The following is a 15767-nucleotide window of genomic DNA, read 5'->3' as shown; positions in this document are numbered from 1 at the left end:
AAACTGCAATCAAACCAATTTGGACTATGCGTCGTCATCAGCATGCCAAAGAATTCTTTGTAATGACGCCAAGGAGATCCCGATGATCCGAACATTACCCTCTCGTGTGTTGCTGGCCGCATTTATCGTTGGAGCAGTCGTCACCACTGCAAACGCCGGTAGTGTCGCTGGCTTCGGCGGCTCCACTGAAGTGACGCAGATTCTTAACAATGTTGAGCTGATTCAACATTCAGCACAGATGTATCAGCAGGTTCAGAACACGATCACGGCCGTTCAACACTCTCAGCAGCAGCTAAAAAACCTGCTCGCTCTACCGACTCAAACCTGGGGCCAGGCGCAGCAGGAACTGTCCGCGCTGGCCGACCTAGGGAACAAGACGACTGCACTGTCCTATGCCGGCCGGAATATCGACCAACTGTTCCGCCAGCGCTTCAAAGGCTTTTCCAGCTCGGCCGGCAATACCCATTTCGGCGCGCAGTTTCAGAATCTGGTGCAGACCCAGCTCGATGGCTTGAATTCGGTCCTGCAGGCCTAAAGACAATTCGCTGGCTGGCGTCACGCCAGCCGCTTTCGCCCGAAGTCCTTTGAATCATGGCGTGTACACGCTTTGATTGTTGGACTGTGTCCACCACGCAGGCGCAGGCAAACTAATGTAAGTTTTTTGTTGAGATTTTGTTGAACGATGTAAGTTTTTTGTGGAGCGGATGTAAGTTTTTTGTTGGGCCGCTGTAAGTTTTTTGTGGGTTAGATGCATCCTAAGTGCATTCGCTTACAAGCAGATGATCAGCGGTCCTCTGCACAAAGGCGGCTGATTGCCCCCGAGAGTCTGCCGGCAGCGTTCTGGACAACGAAATGCAGGGCACTTCCACCCCACAAATACCTTAGTGGAACATAAAGGGGGCAATACGCTCCGTAGGTGTTTTTGTTAGTTGAGCTAGGCAATGCGAGCATCTTAGCGTAATACATTTTCTTAAAACGCATTGCAAATGCAACACAGCTCTGCAATGCAGATTCGGAGGATTTAATGGCAACGAAGCGGACCTATTCCGTCCGACTGGATGACGAACAACGTCATCAGCTTGAAACTCGAGCATCAGAAATTGGTTTACCTACGGGGAAACTTATCCGTGTGGCGATTGATGACTTCCTGAGACAACAGGAAGAGAAGGACTATCTAGCTGAGGTACAAGCAGAGATTAGCACGTCATTTACCAAGTTAGCGCGCCAAGTTGAAAAAGATCGCGCCGAGCAGCAGCTCGTTATTGGCGTTCTAGATCATCTATGTGATTGGCTTGCCTTTGTTCTTCCTTCACCGGCCGATAAGGCGGACGCCGAGCAACTCCGTCAAAAGCGGCGTGAAGGCTTTTATCAAGAATTGCCTGAGAAATTCATCTCACAGAGTCGAGCCCAGCTAACCAAATACATGGAAGATAAAAATGCGAAGCCGATTCATTGCCCGGTATGTGGCACAGGGCGGCTACGATCGAAAGAAAGCAAGCAGGGGCGGATGTTCTGGTACTGCAGCAATTGGAATGCGACACATCAATGTAGTGCTACGTTTGCCGATGACCTTGGATTGCCTGCAATATCCGGAAGTTCGATTGACTAAATGCCACGAGGAAAAAATGTTAAAGATGCAAGCGATTCGTGAAGTGATGTTGCGGCTGTCCTGTATCGGACGCATACCGTGTCAATACGACCAAGCGGGCGAGATAGTTGGCGAAGGCCCGATTCACTATTTGGTCGAATTAGGGAATCTCTTTTTTATCGCGTGGGAGAACAACAACACTGGCGCTATGGTCGTGAACACAATCACACGTTTTAGATTGGACGAACTTGATGAACTAGGTGCTGCGGAGGCATGGACGGTCGTGCGTGTACCAACCGACCTAGCTGAAGCCATCCAATTTCGGGAAATCGGTAATGTAGAGTTAAACAAAGCGTATCGCCAGATGGTGGGACAGGCGATTGCGGCGCCCGCCCTACCTGCCACATACGCCCCTTGAGAGAACAGCAAGACAAACTAAAGATATATGATGTTAGTCCGGTTGGCGAGCTTGCCAACCGGCCTATCCTCACCGCAAGGCACTAGAACCCTATCCCACTGGATCGGGGTCGCTGCTGGCATGCCAGGTCACCGGATGCTGTGCTGCTCGTCGTTGCATAATCCTCATGCGGTTTCCTCTGCCTTACCTGATCTCGCCATGCAGATAGCAGCCTGAATAAACGCGCACGGCCAACCGTTCTCTCCACTAGCGACTGCTTCAGTTGCGAGGTGCGACCATGATGCAGGCCGGCCTGTGGATGACTGTGAAAATTTCTTGATATCAACCAAGACGCTACTGCAATCTATCACCCACTGAGCCCTGGTAATACCTCCATTGAACGTCAAAAATCTTGGTGATTCTAGGAAATCGTCAGCAGTTGAGGTTAGTCGAGGATAGGCAAACGCCGACAAACGTCACATATTAACATTTCGCTATTAAAAGAGAGTTTCCAATAGGAAATTTCAATGGAGATGCCGTCTTGCAATGAAATTCAAGTCCTGACATTCTGCTATGCTTGTTGTTCGTTTGGAATTAAAAGTAAACGCACATTAAGTTTCTAGCCAGACTACCTGAAAGGACTGACATGGCAACAAAATGGAAATACTTGCCAATTTTGAAGTGGAAACGTGGGGAGCAAGCCGCACTTAGTAAAATGGTGACCTCGGAGTGGGATAGTGTTGTCCCTCTGATCGAGCTAAGTCCGATAGATGCAGCCCCAGATAACGCATCACTTAATGCGGCACTGCCGACATATATAGCAACGGTCGCTGCTCAGATTACCAAATCCATACCGGAAAATCAGCCAGTAGCAATCGATACACGCTACGTCGCCTGTGGATACGCCAAGCAACTGGACGTGATGATCGTAGTTATAAACCGCATAAAAAAAGCAATCCCAAATCCAGTTCTTCCAGTCATTCAAGCCGGCCACATTAGCTTAATCCCTGGCCTTAACTCCACCCGCTCAGGTACTCTTCGCACCTTCGATGAGGTCATCTTGCGCATGGCAACGGATGAGTTTGAATCCGCTCAGATTGATCCGCTGCTAGTTGGGCTGGCTAAAGTCTTCAAACGCAAGCAAATTCATCTGCTACTTGATCAGTTTGCGATTGTTGATAAAAAGTCCACAGATTGTTTTAACGCATTGAGGCCTTACTTAGCTGCAGCTGCGGCGACGACGTGTGCAAGCGTGACTGTCGCAGGTGGATCGTTCCCTGTAAATCTAATGGGCCGCAAACAGGGTATCACTGACCTCCCCCGAGTTGAATGGGGTGTCTGGTTAAAAATTCAGAGTGAGGCCGACTACGAGGAATTCCGGTACGGCGATTACACCGTTAGCAATCCAAATCCGATGGATGAAGATGTTGATCCGAAGAAAGTTAATCCATCCATTTCGCTTCGCTACACTTCTGACGATTTCTGGCGACTGTACAAAGGTGCCGGATTTAAAGGCGCTCCGGCCGGAGTACTGAAGTCGTTATGCAAGCTTCTGATTACGGACCCAATTTATGGTGGGGTTGGATACAGCTTCGGTGACACAAAGTATACAGACTATGCTAATGGCGGCCCAAAGAACGGTATCCCATGGACTTGGCGAAGAGATGCCACGAATCGTCACATTGTCCACACGACTAAGCAACTGTGAAATGACGTTTCAACAACATATCTGAGACTTTTGCTTTAATCGACTCTAGGGGGAAGGAGTTGGCTATATGCTCCCAAAGCATATGAGCAGAAGCTTTGGCTGGCAACGTTGTCGACTGACCTTCTATCATTGCCAGCGCTTCTTCCCTCCATAGCATCGATGCCAAGCTAAAGGAATCTTGTTTAGCATTAGCTTTGGGCGCACGTATGCACTTGATGCGCACCGTGGAGTCAACATCACGTTCTGCTACACAAATCCCCCACCAGGAAGGCAGTACTTTAGTCGCCGCCGCTACATGACGCGGTCCACAAACCAAAAAGATCTGGTCAAACACACGGTTATAGGAGTGAATTTGGTTTGAGAATCGTGCGAAGGTATCGACATCGCTTTTGATCTCGTAGCCCACAAGCAACTTTCCAATTACGGCAACATCGATCCTTGAGCTGCCGCGCTCTAGCCGAAGCTCCTCCTGAACACATTCAGTATCTAAAGCACAATCCTTTAAGTCAAAAAGCAATGCCTCCCGAATCTCCTGTTCGGAAACGGGCTTGATGGGAGGGAGGGTTCGACTACTTGCATGAATCTTTGCCATAGCAGTATTATGCCAACTATGCCAAGAAAAGCAAGCCAGCCGTCACCGGAAGCCGCGACAATTGTCCAAGAAATTCAGGACCATTGCGCGCGCACGAACACATCGGTACTTTCGTTGTCAAAACAAGCAGGAGTACAGCAATCAGCGCTAACACGCTTCCTGTCTGGCGAACGAAAAACCGTGACTACTACAGCCAAGAAGGTGATAGCGTACCTCGGTATTCGGCATAACCAGCATAATCGGCATAATGATATACTGGTTCCTAATCCTCAACTGGATGAAGAAGGCTGCCGCCTCATCAATAGCGCAATTAGGTCTTTGTGGGATGGTCGCCGGCAGAGCGCAGAGCTAATCGCCTCACTGGTTGTTGCCCTTAAGCCAGCAATAGAAATTGCCGCCCGGCCTAGCGAAGGTGGTCAAAATAGGAACTAATATGACCATCTCTCACACAAAAACTCTTTACACCAATCTCAAAGCATTTGGCCTTACGCGTGCGCAGGTAAGGAAGTTGCTGCCGCAATGGTGGTCCCCTGAAGCCGAGGCGAGTCCGGACGGCTACGCCGAATTATGCGGCTTGATCAGCCGTAGACTCAGCCTAGACTTTGAGAGCTTGCTAAAGGGAAACGTCGTTCTCAAAAGCAGTGCTCTCGGACTAGCATATAAGCACAGCGCAGCGGCAACGCCGCAGTCTTTGCAAGGGGCAACATCCATTGCTATTTCGTTGGCGGAGGCGGTCAACGCGGCTATGGGCGATCGTCCGGCTGAAATGCCTGGCAGCGCAAGACAGCTTGCACGTCGAATTCGGGAAGCGAATAACGATATCGTTAGTTTGGAAGGGTTGATCCGGATTTGTTGGGGAAGTGGTATACCCGTAGTGCCCATGCCTAATCTTCCAGTTGGTGTTCGGAAAATGGATGGCGCCGTTATTAGCACCGAACAGCGACCAGTCATTATCATCTCCAAAAAGCGGTCCTCCCGTGCATGGCTCGCGTTCATCCTTGCCCATGAGCTTGGGCACATTGGCTGTGGTCATTTGCTTAAAAGTGGTTCGATTATCGATGTATCCCTTCAAGAGCAAACGACATTTGAAGCAGAATCATCTACTGATAAACAAGAACGTGAAGCTGATCGTTACGCACTTGATTTATTAGGTGGAGAGGCAGCTGACAACGTTGTAGCCGGTTGGCCTTCATGGATTTCACCTGTTGAGATTGCGGTCAGAGCGCGAGAAGCTCATCGTGAAATACATGTTGAAACGGGACATCTGATTCTTCGATATGCCTTCCAATCCAAACGATGGTCAGAATGTACTACTGCGATGAACTTCCTCAGTGAAGATACAAATGCTGAAGCTCTCATGCTATCAGCAATCGCAGAGCATCTAGACCTTGACCTAATTGCCGATGATCTCAAGGACTTAGTCCTCCAAGTAACTGGCATGCACGAATCGACATCAACGTAACGTCTCTGCCTATGTACTTGATTGATGTTGATGCTATTTGCAAATTGGCACACTGGTCTATCCTGCCTCATCTGCCAGATTTACTAAGGTGCAAATGGACCGAAATTGCAACAGTTTCGTCTCTACGCTATCGTGCCCAGCGGGCAATCGAGAGCCCAGACGGGAAACTGTTTCACTCATCCACTGCTGCGGTTACAGTTGTGGAGTGCATGACACACATGAGTGCTATGCCAGTACCAGACGTCACTGTTCTTGGGAGCCTCAATGGCATAGCACAAGTAGATCCCGGTGAGGCGATTCTGATCGCTGTTTGTCTGAACAATCCAACCAGCCTCTTCATCACGGGCGACAAGCGTGCATTACGTGCAGTGGCAAAACATCCACTAGCTGCACGCCTCGCTGGGAAAGTGGCACTCGTAGAACAGGTATTGAAACTTTGTTTGGAACAGAAGGGGCGTGAATGGTTGTTGGCAAATATTCAAGAACATCGCGGGATTGACAAAGCGATCTCTATGATCGTCGGTAGTAGGTGCGATGCATCACTTGAGAATTTGAACACGGGACTTGCATCGTACATTAGTGAGATAAAAACCCTATGTAATCCTTCTATGGTTGCAACCGATCTTGTCCTGAACCTTACATAAGCCAAACAGGCGCCGCCACGTAAAGTACCGCGCGTATAAATTCTGCTCTAGTACAAGATCGGTAGTTGCTCAGCTTCTCTTTCATGGCTTAGCCGCGAGTGCTGCTGTAACCACTTCCCATTGCGTCAACCACTCTGCCGTGTCGCCGCAGCGGGTTTTGATTAGCCTGGCTATCCGGGCATGATGTTCATCCAACGGATAGGCAAAGATGGGTTCGTGGTGTGCGATCCTGTTGCGGAATCCCCGCAGCGCTTCCATCTCGTCGTACAGCATAGTTCTGGCAGCTGCCACTGTGAGTGGGAAAGGCAAGAAGGTAAATGCTGACCGCAAATGGGCATTCCAGACATGAGCGTCGTGGCGAACGGTGAACATTTTGCACCAGAAAACAAATTTCAGCTCGGCGATGACTTTGCCGGTTGATCCAACAGAGATGCCCTGGCGAGCCTGCTGCAGATCGGCTTTGCGCGCTGCCGTCAGAGTACGCTCAAAACCGGCGTTCCAAGGCCAGTCAGTTCCATACTTGAGTTCAAGTGCATGGGCGATGCCATTGCGCATGACCACTTCACAGATGTGAAGCGACGAGAAGAACGCGCCAGACACCAGCGCGTTCCAAATGTAAATATCCAAGGCCGTCGCCCCTGGCGAAAAACCGGTTGCGGCGAGGTATGTGCCAAGGCGCACCGGCGAGATAGTGCTGGCAATAGTGGCGGTTTGAGCAGGTGACAGGGCCATATTGATCAAATTTGATGCATCGGTTTCGGGACTGGTGTACAATGACGTTGTGATTTCTAGGACTTGTTGGCCTCGGCCTTCCCCTGGGGACAAGAGAGTTAGAATGGCCCACTTCGGTGGGCCATTCCCGTTTACGGCGTTATTTTTCAGTCCGCCTTTGCAGCTATGCCAGTTGGAACTAGTGCCGGCGGCGCTGGCTCCGACGCAATAGTAGACGGTGGTGGCGATGCTGGTTGCGTCGGTGCGGGCGGGGGCGGGGGCGGCACTGGTGCCGCTCCCGCCCCTGCTGCGGCAGCCATCGCCGCTGCTGCGGCCTTGGCGAGACGGTCAGCTTCCCATGCTTCACGGAATGCCTTCAGGTCACCGTGAGAGCCGTTTTCTGCGATACGGTCAATGAAGCGCGAGTACAGGCCATCTTGGATCAGTTTCATATCGTGCAATCGTTCAATTGATGCGATAGGATTCATAAGCAAGATGTAGTGGAATTCACCTGATGGGCCCGGCTTCGACAGCAGGAAGCCGAGGTCGCGCAGGATTTTCATTCGCTTGCGCCAGGTGTCAACTGCCCGGACGCCTGTGAAACCGGCCTCGGCAGCAAAGGTAGCCGGGTGCTCGATAGTCATGAATACATGATCCGGGCATCGAGCCCAAAGGCAAAACAGGGTATGCCCGGCCGGTGCACCCTTCGATTGGGCGTCGATGGCCTGCATGGCTATCGGCAAGGTGCGCGGTATCGTGATCCAGCCATCGTTCCGCTTCCGATTCCACACCCACAGTTGATGGATGTTGGGGAAGTGAATATCTAGCTGGTTCTGCGCCCGCTCTGCCATTTTCAATCGTTTCGCCGCTGCCTGATTACCGTTTGCCATTTTTTGCTTTCCAAGAGTTAATGACAACATCTTCTGTTACTTAAGACATTTCGGCAACGGATCATTGGGCGCGGTTGTCTGGCGGGGTTCAGCCAACTGAACGCGCTGTTCAACAGCATGAAACAACATGATTTGGAGCCGTTTAAGTTCTTGAATTACGCCAGTTGGCGCAGAGTTTCGAAAAAAATCCTTTATTTTCAATAATTTACCGATTTTTTGTGTGCTCCCGTACTCGTAGTGCTCCATGTGCTCCATGTGCTCACCGTGCTCCTGGGATTCTTAAGGGGGCACAGCCCTCTCCGGAACTGCTCCTCGTACCAATTTATTTTCATCGGCGTCGCTGGTATAGCCTGACCGGAAGACAGAATCCTACGACAAGCGAGCCCTTGCTTCGTGCGTTCTGATTTCTCTTTCTCTAGTCCTAGCTTGGCCACCACAGACGGCGTCGGCGCGCGAATCTTTTCATTGGCATACAATCTCGGTGCTGGGAAGTAACACGTTCGCGTCGACTTGTAGGTCGTTTGCCGTGTACAAGGATGGGGAAACTATTTCCAGCGACCTGGGTTAATTTGGCGTTAACATCTACTGCCGCCAATCAGGCAATAGGATGCTAGCTGATCGCGCTGGCTCAATGCCGACCTCAAACTAGCGGGCCGGGTGCCCCGCGCTAGCGCGTGCGTGGTGTTCCGTATGTCCCTAGCAGGTACGAATTCAGTACATCAGGCAGTTCCTGCTGACTTCGCGAAATTACGCTAAGTTACTGATACTAAAGTACTTTTACTTTAGCTAGATTACGGTATAATTCCCTTAATAATCAAAGACATACTGTTTTCTTAGCTAATTTGTAATCATCAGGTGGCGGGTTCGAGTCCTGCAGTCGGCACCAGTATTCCATGCAAAAACGCCCAGCCTTCCAGCTGGGCGTTTTGCTTTCCAGTCCTTGTTTCAGACAGGCAGCGCGTGGCGCAGCTGTACCGCCGGCTTGTCGCCCCTGGCCGGATGGAGCCCGCGCCCTTGCGCCGCAGACGAACCGGTCAGGCGGAAGTGCGAGACCAGCTGTTCCAGCCGCGCGGATTGTTCCTGCATGCTTCCGGCGGCGGCGGCCGCTTCCTCGACCAGCGCCGCGTTCTGCTGGGTTGACTCGTCCATCTGCAGGATCGCCGCATTTACCTGATCGATGCCGATGCTCTGCTCGCGGCTGGCGGCCGCGATCTCGGCCATGATGGCGGTCACACGCTCGACGCTGGCGACGACCTCGCCGATGGTTGCGCCAGCCTGCTGCACCAGGTTGGTGCCGTTGTTGACCTCGGAAACCGAGTCGCCGATCAGCGCCTTGATTTCCCTGGCGGCGGTCGCCGAGCGCTGCGCCAGATTGCGCACTTCGGTGGCAACGACCGCGAAGCCACGACCCTGCTCGCCGGCCCGGGCCGCTTCCACTGCCGCGTTCAGCGCCAGGATATTGGTCTGAAAGGCAATGCCATCAATGACGCCAATGATGTCGACGATCTTGCGCGAAGCAACCTCGATGGCGCCCATCGTGTCCACTACCTGCCCGACGATCTGGCCGCCCCGCGCCGCGACCTGCGCGGCATCCTGCACCAGCTGGTTGGCGTGAACGGCGCTGTCGGCGTTCTGGCGCACGGTCGAGGTCAGTTCTTCCACCGAGGCGGCCGTTTCCTCGAGTGCGCTGGCCTGCTGTTCGGTACGGGCCGACAGGTCGAAGTTGCCGCTGGCGATCTCGGTAGAGGCACCGGCGATCGCGCGGGTGCCCTGCTGGACTTCGGACACCACCGTAGCCAGGCCGTCGTTCATCGTCTGCATGGCGCGCATCAGGTCGCCCACCTCGTCGCCGCGGTGCCGGTCGAAGCTGCCAGTCAGGTCGCCGCCGGCCACCGATTGGGCAACCTGTACGGCTTGCTTCAGGGGACGAGCGATGCTGCGCGTGATCGCCAGCGCAGCCAAAGCGCCCAGCACCAGCATCAGGCCGTTGAGCAGCAGTACCAGGCGTGCGCGCTCTTCGAAAGCAGCCTGGATCGCCTTGTTTCCGGCATCGATCGCGGCACGCTGCATGGTCAGCAAGCCCTGCACTTCGTTGGAATAGACCTCGGCCGCCGGCTCGAACTCGTTGGTGTAGAGGCGCTCGGCAGTGGCGGCATCGCCGGCTTTCTTGGCGTCCATCACCGCAACCTTGGCCGCCTGGTACTTGGCACGCAGCGCCTTGATGCTGTCCAGCTTGGCCTTTTCTTCCGGCGAAGCAAGCAGCGGCTCGATTTTCTTGATCAGCTCGGTGGAACGGGTAACGCTGTCGGCAATCGTCTTGGCGAATACCTCGCTCAGGGAATGGTCGCTGCTGCGCGCGATCAGCGAAGTCCGGGCGATCGCGGAATAAGTCATCACGTACCAGCTCGAGACCAGGCGCTCCTTCGCCAAGGGCTCGGCCATCATCTGTTCGGTGGCGCGGGCGCTGGCCTGGGCCGCCAGCAGCGCGGAACCGGTCGCGACGGTTGCCAGCACCAGGATCAGTGCGAAAGCCAGCGCCAGTCGAGTGCCGATGCGCATGTGATGGAAAAAGTAATTCATGGGTTCAGCATCTCCGATATATTTTTATTCCTACCCCGCCGTGTAGGATTCGTCTTACGAAACTAATATAACTTTACGGTCGACGAAGGTCGACCAAGGTTTTGCAAGCTGTAGGAAATGATTGTTCTTTTTAGAATGTTAGGTTGCCAAAAACCAACAAACCCGCCTCGTCTTATGTCGGACTGCCTTGTCCCAGCCGTCCGCCCGCCGCCAAGTAGGTCGTCAAGAAGCTGTCGAACTCGATGTAAGGTTGCGGAGGATAGTGGTTTGCCTGGCCCGGTCCCTTCGGCAGGGAGGCCCAGGTGCGGGAGGCTTTGGGCATGACCGCGGCGATTTCGCCGGCCTTGATTCCCTCAATGACACCAAGGCTGCGCAGGATGTCGACCGCGATCAGATCCTGGGTGCGGGGTGAGAAATCGGCCAGGCCCAGCTTGCCGGCGTGGTGGCGCCAGGTCGGCCGCGTGATCTGGTACATGCCGGCGGCGGTGGTCTTGCCATCGATGCCCGGCCCGGGGTGGGTCGAGGTGTCGGTGAAGCGCCAGCGGTCGTTGGCCCGGCCTTTGAGGGCGCCGTAACGGAAATCGTAGCCGCCGCCTTCCGCCGTGGCGATCGCTTTCAGGAAGGCCGCGACATTCGGGTGCTGCAGGTCGCGCGCGTTCTGTGCAAGACGCTCCCGTCGCGCGCGCATCGGGTTGGCCTGAAGTTTGTTCGACATGGATCCTCCTGCTGACACGCCCCTCTCACCTTCATCTTAGAAAGCCCGATGGGTGAACCCTTGCGCCCGCACATACCCGGTCGCGAGGCTTGCGCAAGCTCACGCACGCCGCCACCATCACTTACGGCAGGGCAAAATGGCCTTTCAGGAAATGCTTGCTTTGCAGGGCGTAAGCTGTGCCACAATCCAGCATTGCAATATTCGTTTGACCATGATTTCACCCGATGCTATAGTCGGGAAAAGCCGATGGTAACGTTTCCAACGTGACGAAAATACGGCGCAATCGGAGACACGATGTTCACAGTACGCACCCTGGTGGTGGCTTGCGCATGGCTCGCTGGCGCCATGTCAGCCGTGGCGCCGGCGCAGGCTGCGTCGCCGCATGCCACGACGGCATCTGCCACTTCGACCTCCGCCCCCAGGGCGGAAGTCATCCACTGGTGGACCTCCGGCGGCGAATCCGCCGCCGTGAAACAGGTCGCGCAGGCCTATCGCGACGCCGGCGGCGTGTGGATCGATACCGCGATCGCCGGCGGCGACCAGTCGCGCGCCGTGACCATCAACCGCATCATCGGCGGCGACCCGCCGACCGCGGCCCAGTTCAACACCTCCAAGCAGTTCCTCGACGTGATCGAAGCGGGGATGCTCAACAACGTCGACGAGCTGGCGCGCGCCCAGAACTGGGACCAGATGCTGCCCGCCCCGATCATCGACGTGATCAAGGTGCAGGGCCACTACTACGCGGTGCCGCTGAACATCCACATGCAGACCTGGTTCTGGTATTCGAAGGCCGCCTTCCGGAAGGCCGGCATCACCAGGGAACCGGCCAGCATGGCCGAATTCTTCGCCGCGCTCGACAAGCTCAAGGCGGCCGGCATCATCCCCCTCGCCCACGGCGGCCAGTCGTGGCAGGAGACCGTGCTGTTCTCGGCCATCCTGGCCAACATGGGCGGCAAGGAGCTCTACCTCAAGGCCATGCGCGACCGCGACCAGGCGACCCTGCTCTCGCCGGAATTTCGCAAGGTGCTGCTGGCCTTCAAGCGCCTGAAATCCTATGTGGACGCCGGCGCGCCGGGCCGCAACTGGAACGACGCCACCGCGCTGGTCATCGCCGGCAAGGCCGGCTTCCAGGTGATGGGCGACTGGGCCAAGGGCGAGTTCACCAACGCGCGCCAGGTCGCGGGCCGGCACTACGGCTGCATGGCCGGCTTTACTGCCTCGACGCCCTACCTGATCCAGGGCGACGTGTTCGTGTTCCCGCGCACCGAGGACAGCAGCGCGGTGCGCGCCCAGCAGCTGCTCGCCAATGTGGTGTCGCAGCCCGCGCTGCAGGTGGGCTTCAGCAAGCTGAAAGGCTCGATCCCGGTGCGCCTCGATGCCGACGCGGCCGAACTCGACCTGTGCGCCCAGAAGGGCGTCGAGATCATGAAGGACCGTGCGCGCCAGGCCGGCGTCACCGAGGTCTACCTGACGCCGGACCAGAACGGCGCCATGCAGGACGTGCTGACCGCCTACTGGAACACCGGCATGCCGGTCGAACGCGCCCAGCGAAGCATCGCCAACGCCCTCAAATACTGACATGCCGACCCTGCGCGCCCAAAGGATCAGTCCCCGCCTCGTTCCCCACCTCGCCCTGCTGCCGATGGCGCTGACGGTGCTGGTCGCCTACATCGGCGCGGCGCTGTGGACCGTCCGCACCTCGTTCACGGCCTCGCGCACCTTCCCGTCGGACCGCTTCATCGGCGCCGCCCAGTACCTGCGCCTGTTCGACAACGAGCGCTGGCTGATCTCGCTGCACAACCTGGCCGTGTACGGCGCGCTGTTCATCGTGGCCTGCATGGTGCTGGGCTTCCTGCTGGCCGCCTTCATCGACCAGAACGTGAGCGGCGAAAGCTTCCTGCGCACGGTCTTCCTGTATCCCTACGCGATGTCCTTCGTTGCCACCGGCCTGGTGTGGCAGTGGATGCTGGCGCCCGGCGCCGGCATCGAAGGCGCGGTGCGCCGGCTCGGCTTCCCGGACTTTCGCTTCGACTGGATCGTCGACCAGGAGATGGTCATCTACACCATCGTCATCGCCGCCGTCTGGCAGGCCTCGGGCCTGGTGATGGCGCTGATGCTGGCCGGCCTGCGCGGCGTCGATCCCGAGATCTACAAGGCCGCGCGCCTGGACGGCATCCCGGCCTGGCGCGTGTATGGGCAGATCGTGCTGCCGATGCTGGGGCCGACCGTCGCCACCGTGTTCCTGCTGCTGTGCACCGCCGTCGTGAAACTGTACGACGCGGTGGTGGCGATGACCGGCGGCGGGCCGGGCACGGCCAGCGAGGTGCCGGCCAAGTTCATCATGGACCACCTGTTCCTGCGTTCGAACATCGGGCTGGCCTCGGCCGGCGCCGTCACCCTCCTGATCCCGGTGCTGGCGCTGCTGGCGCCCTATGCCTACGCACGCAGCCGGAGGAAACGCGCATGAGCCAGGCCACCCTGCAGGCAGTCGCTCCCGTGATGCGCCTTGCCGCACCGGCGGCACGCCGCAAGCGATTCACGCCCGCGCGCATTGGCGTGTATGCGTTCCTGTTCAGCGCCGCGCTGTACTTCCTGTTGCCGCTGTATGTCATGATCGTCACGTCCTTCAAGCCGATGGACGAGATCCGCAATGGCAACGTGTTCGCCCTGCCCCTGTTCGCCACCGTCGAGCCCTGGCGTCATGCCTGGAGCCAGGTCAGCGGCGGCTTCTGGAATTCGGTGGCGATCACGGTGCCGAGCACGATCGTTCCGATCCTGCTGGGCGCGGTCAACGGCTACGCGCTGTCGTTCTGGCGTCCGCGCGGCGCCAATGTGCTGTTCGGTGTGCTGCTGGCCGGCGCCTTCATCCCGGTGCAGGTGATGATCTACCCGCTGGTGTGGATGATGGCGCACGCCGGCGTGTTCGGCTCGCTGCCGGCCATCGTGCTGGTGCACGTCATCTTCGGCATGCCGCTCATGACCCTGCTGTTCCGGAATTACTATGCAGCGGTGCCGCACGAGCTGTTCCAGGCCGCGCGCATCGACGGCGGCGGCTTCTGGCGCATCTTCCTGCAGGTGATGCTGCCGATGTCGCTGCCGATCATGGTGGTGGCCGCCATCATGCAGGTCACCGGCGTGTGGAACGACTACATCCTCGGCCTGGTGTTCGCGGGCCGCGACAATGCGCCGATGACGGTGCAGCTGAATAACGTGATCAACACCACCACCGGCACCCGCCTGTACAACGTCAACATGGCCGCGACCATCCTGACGGCGGCGCTGCCGCTGGCGATCTACTTCATTTCGGGACGCTGGTTCGTGCGCGGCATCGCCGCCGGCGCGGTGAAAGGTTAAAGGGACTGCCTCATGTCGAATGTTCACCTGCGCAAGCTATGCATTACCCGCGGCAGCAACCAGGTCATCCGCGACCTCGACCTGCAGGTCGAGCCGGGTGAGTTCCTGGTGCTGCTCGGCCCCTCGGGCTGCGGCAAGTCGACCCTGCTGCACAGCATTGCCGGCCTGATCGACCTGGCCGACGGCGCGATCGAGATCGGCGGGCGCGACATGAGCCACGCCGACCCGAGCGAGCGCGGGATCGGCATGGTGTTCCAGTCGTATGCGCTGTACCCGACCATGACGGTCGAGAAGAACATGTCCTTCGGCCTGCGCATCGCGGGCGCGCCCAAGGCCGAGATCGAGCGGCGCGTGCAGAAGGCGGCCGCGATGCTGCAGCTGGAGTCGCTGCTGGACCGCAAGCCGGCCCAGCTCTCGGGCGGCCAGCGCCAGCGGGTGGCGATCGGCCGCGCGCTGGTGCGCGAAGCGGGCGTCTACCTGTTCGACGAGCCCCTGTCCAACCTCGACGCCAAGCTGCGCGCCGAACTGCGGCGCGAACTCAAGCTGCTGCACCAGGCGCTCGGCTCGACCATGATCTACGTGACCCACGACCAGGCCGAGGCGATGACGCTGGCCACCCGCATCGTGGTGATGCAGGGCGGGCGCATCCAGCAGATCGGCACCCCGACCGAGGTGTACGAACGCCCGGCCAACCGCTTCGTGGCCGGCTTCCTCGGCTCGCCCTCGATGAATTTCGTCGACGGCCGGCTCGACGGCGAGCTGGACGTGCAAAGGCGCTTCAGCGCCGGCGCGCTGTCCCTGAACCTGGCGCCGGACTGCGTCGCACCATCGGGCGCGGTGACGCTGGCGGTGCGGCCGGAAGACATCCACCTGGCCGACGCCGGCCCGCTGCAGGCCTCGGTCACGCTGGTCGAGCCGATGGGGAACCACCAGGTGGTCTGGCTGGACTGCGGCGGCCACCAGCTCGCGAGCATCGTGCACGACCCGCGGCCGCTGGCGAGCGGGCAGGCGGTACGCTTCGACATCGACACCGCGCGGGTGTCGATGTTCGACCCGGCGTCCGGCAGGCGGCTATGAAGACAAGTGCCAGTGTCGAATGAATGCAGTATGCTTCAGTGTTTCTCGA

At 57.2% G+C, this 15767-nt stretch carries 15 protein-coding genes; 10 read left to right on the top strand and 5 right to left on the bottom strand.

Annotation, left to right across the window (positions count from 1 at the left end):
* Positions 1 to 82 precede the first annotated feature (82 nt).
* The 4 genes from AB3347_RS08900 (at position 83) to AB3347_RS08885 (ending at position 3693) form a co-directional block, all read left to right on the top strand.
* Positions 83 to 535: a hypothetical protein gene (locus AB3347_RS08900; protein WP_369091427.1), complete on the top strand. Its 453-nt coding sequence runs from the start codon at positions 83 to 85 to the stop codon at positions 533 to 535.
* Positions 536 to 1024: 489 nt separating this feature from the next.
* On the top strand, positions 1025 to 1609 hold the full coding sequence (locus AB3347_RS08895; protein ID WP_369091426.1) for a hypothetical protein: 585 nt from the start codon (positions 1025 to 1027) through the stop codon (positions 1607 to 1609).
* Positions 1610 to 1625: 16 nt separating this feature from the next.
* Positions 1626 to 2006 (top strand): hypothetical protein, encoded by a 381-nt coding sequence (locus AB3347_RS08890; RefSeq protein ID WP_369091425.1) that lies wholly within the window; start codon positions 1626 to 1628, stop codon positions 2004 to 2006.
* 625 nt (positions 2007 to 2631) lie between these two features.
* Positions 2632 to 3693 carry a hypothetical protein gene (locus tag AB3347_RS08885; protein WP_369091424.1) on the top strand — a complete coding sequence of 354 codons (1062 nt, stop codon included), beginning with the start codon at positions 2632 to 2634 and terminating at the stop codon, positions 3691 to 3693.
* Here AB3347_RS08885 and AB3347_RS08880 read toward each other — a convergent pair.
* Positions 3680 to 4285, bottom strand: coding sequence for a sce7726 family protein (locus AB3347_RS08880; RefSeq protein WP_369091423.1), 606 nt, complete (start codon positions 4283 to 4285; stop codon positions 3680 to 3682). The genes AB3347_RS08885 and AB3347_RS08880 overlap by 14 nt on opposite strands.
* A 433-nt stretch (positions 4286 to 4718) precedes the next feature.
* On the opposite strand from AB3347_RS08880, the gene AB3347_RS08875 reads away from it, so the two are divergent.
* Together AB3347_RS08875 and AB3347_RS08870 are read left to right on the top strand one after the other, a co-directional pair.
* A complete protein-coding gene (locus AB3347_RS08875; RefSeq protein WP_369091422.1) occupies positions 4719 to 5747 on the top strand; it encodes an ImmA/IrrE family metallo-endopeptidase in 1029 nt (342 codons plus the stop codon).
* A gap of 218 nt (positions 5748 to 5965) precedes the next feature.
* Complete coding sequence (locus AB3347_RS08870) at positions 5966 to 6391, top strand: hypothetical protein (RefSeq protein ID WP_369091421.1); 426 nt, start codon at positions 5966 to 5968, stop codon at positions 6389 to 6391.
* Between the two features lie 81 nt (positions 6392 to 6472).
* Here AB3347_RS08870 and AB3347_RS08865 read toward each other — a convergent pair whose 3' ends face one another.
* From AB3347_RS08865 to AB3347_RS08850, 4 genes are all read right to left on the bottom strand, one after another.
* Positions 6473 to 7165: a hypothetical protein gene (locus AB3347_RS08865; protein WP_369091420.1), complete on the bottom strand. Its 693-nt coding sequence runs from the start codon at positions 7163 to 7165 to the stop codon at positions 6473 to 6475.
* A 104-nt stretch (positions 7166 to 7269) separates the two neighbouring features.
* Positions 7270 to 7992 carry a hypothetical protein gene (locus AB3347_RS08860; RefSeq protein ID WP_369091419.1) on the bottom strand — a complete coding sequence of 241 codons (723 nt, stop codon included), beginning with the start codon at positions 7990 to 7992 and terminating at the stop codon, positions 7270 to 7272.
* 945 nt (positions 7993 to 8937) lie between these two features.
* Positions 8938 to 10572 (bottom strand): methyl-accepting chemotaxis protein, encoded by a 1635-nt coding sequence (locus AB3347_RS08855; RefSeq protein ID WP_369091418.1) that lies wholly within the window; start codon positions 10570 to 10572, stop codon positions 8938 to 8940.
* 172 nt (positions 10573 to 10744) lie between these two features.
* On the bottom strand, positions 10745 to 11287 hold the full coding sequence (locus AB3347_RS08850) for a paar repeat-containing protein (protein WP_369091417.1): 543 nt from the start codon (positions 11285 to 11287) through the stop codon (positions 10745 to 10747).
* A gap of 294 nt (positions 11288 to 11581) precedes the next feature.
* Here AB3347_RS08850 and AB3347_RS08845 point away from each other — a divergent pair, with 294 nt between their 5' ends.
* Genes AB3347_RS08845 through AB3347_RS08830 form a run of 4 tightly spaced genes read left to right on the top strand, consistent with a single transcriptional unit; the run spans position 11582 to position 15718 of the window.
* The gene (locus tag AB3347_RS08845; RefSeq protein ID WP_369091416.1) at positions 11582 to 12865 is read left to right on the top strand and encodes an ABC transporter substrate-binding protein; all 1284 of its coding nucleotides are present in this window, start codon (positions 11582 to 11584) and stop codon (positions 12863 to 12865) included.
* 1 nt (position 12866) lies between these two features.
* Positions 12867 to 13754, top strand: coding sequence for a carbohydrate ABC transporter permease (locus AB3347_RS08840; RefSeq protein ID WP_369091415.1), 888 nt, complete (start codon positions 12867 to 12869; stop codon positions 13752 to 13754).
* A gap of 32 nt (positions 13755 to 13786) precedes the next feature.
* Positions 13787 to 14641 carry a carbohydrate ABC transporter permease gene (locus AB3347_RS08835; RefSeq protein ID WP_369091509.1) on the top strand — a complete coding sequence of 285 codons (855 nt, stop codon included), beginning with the start codon at positions 13787 to 13789 and terminating at the stop codon, positions 14639 to 14641.
* 12 nt (positions 14642 to 14653) lie between these two features.
* Positions 14654 to 15718 (top strand): ABC transporter ATP-binding protein, encoded by a 1065-nt coding sequence (locus AB3347_RS08830; protein WP_369091414.1) that lies wholly within the window; start codon positions 14654 to 14656, stop codon positions 15716 to 15718.
* Positions 15719 to 15767: the final 49 nt, after the last annotated feature.

This window comes from Massilia sp. X63 (genome assembly GCF_041023745.1).
In the GTDB taxonomy this organism is placed as follows: domain Bacteria; phylum Pseudomonadota; class Gammaproteobacteria; order Burkholderiales; family Burkholderiaceae_D; genus Telluria.
Note: the sequence above shows the minus strand (reverse complement) of the source record. Positions and strands in the feature narration are given on the sequence as shown.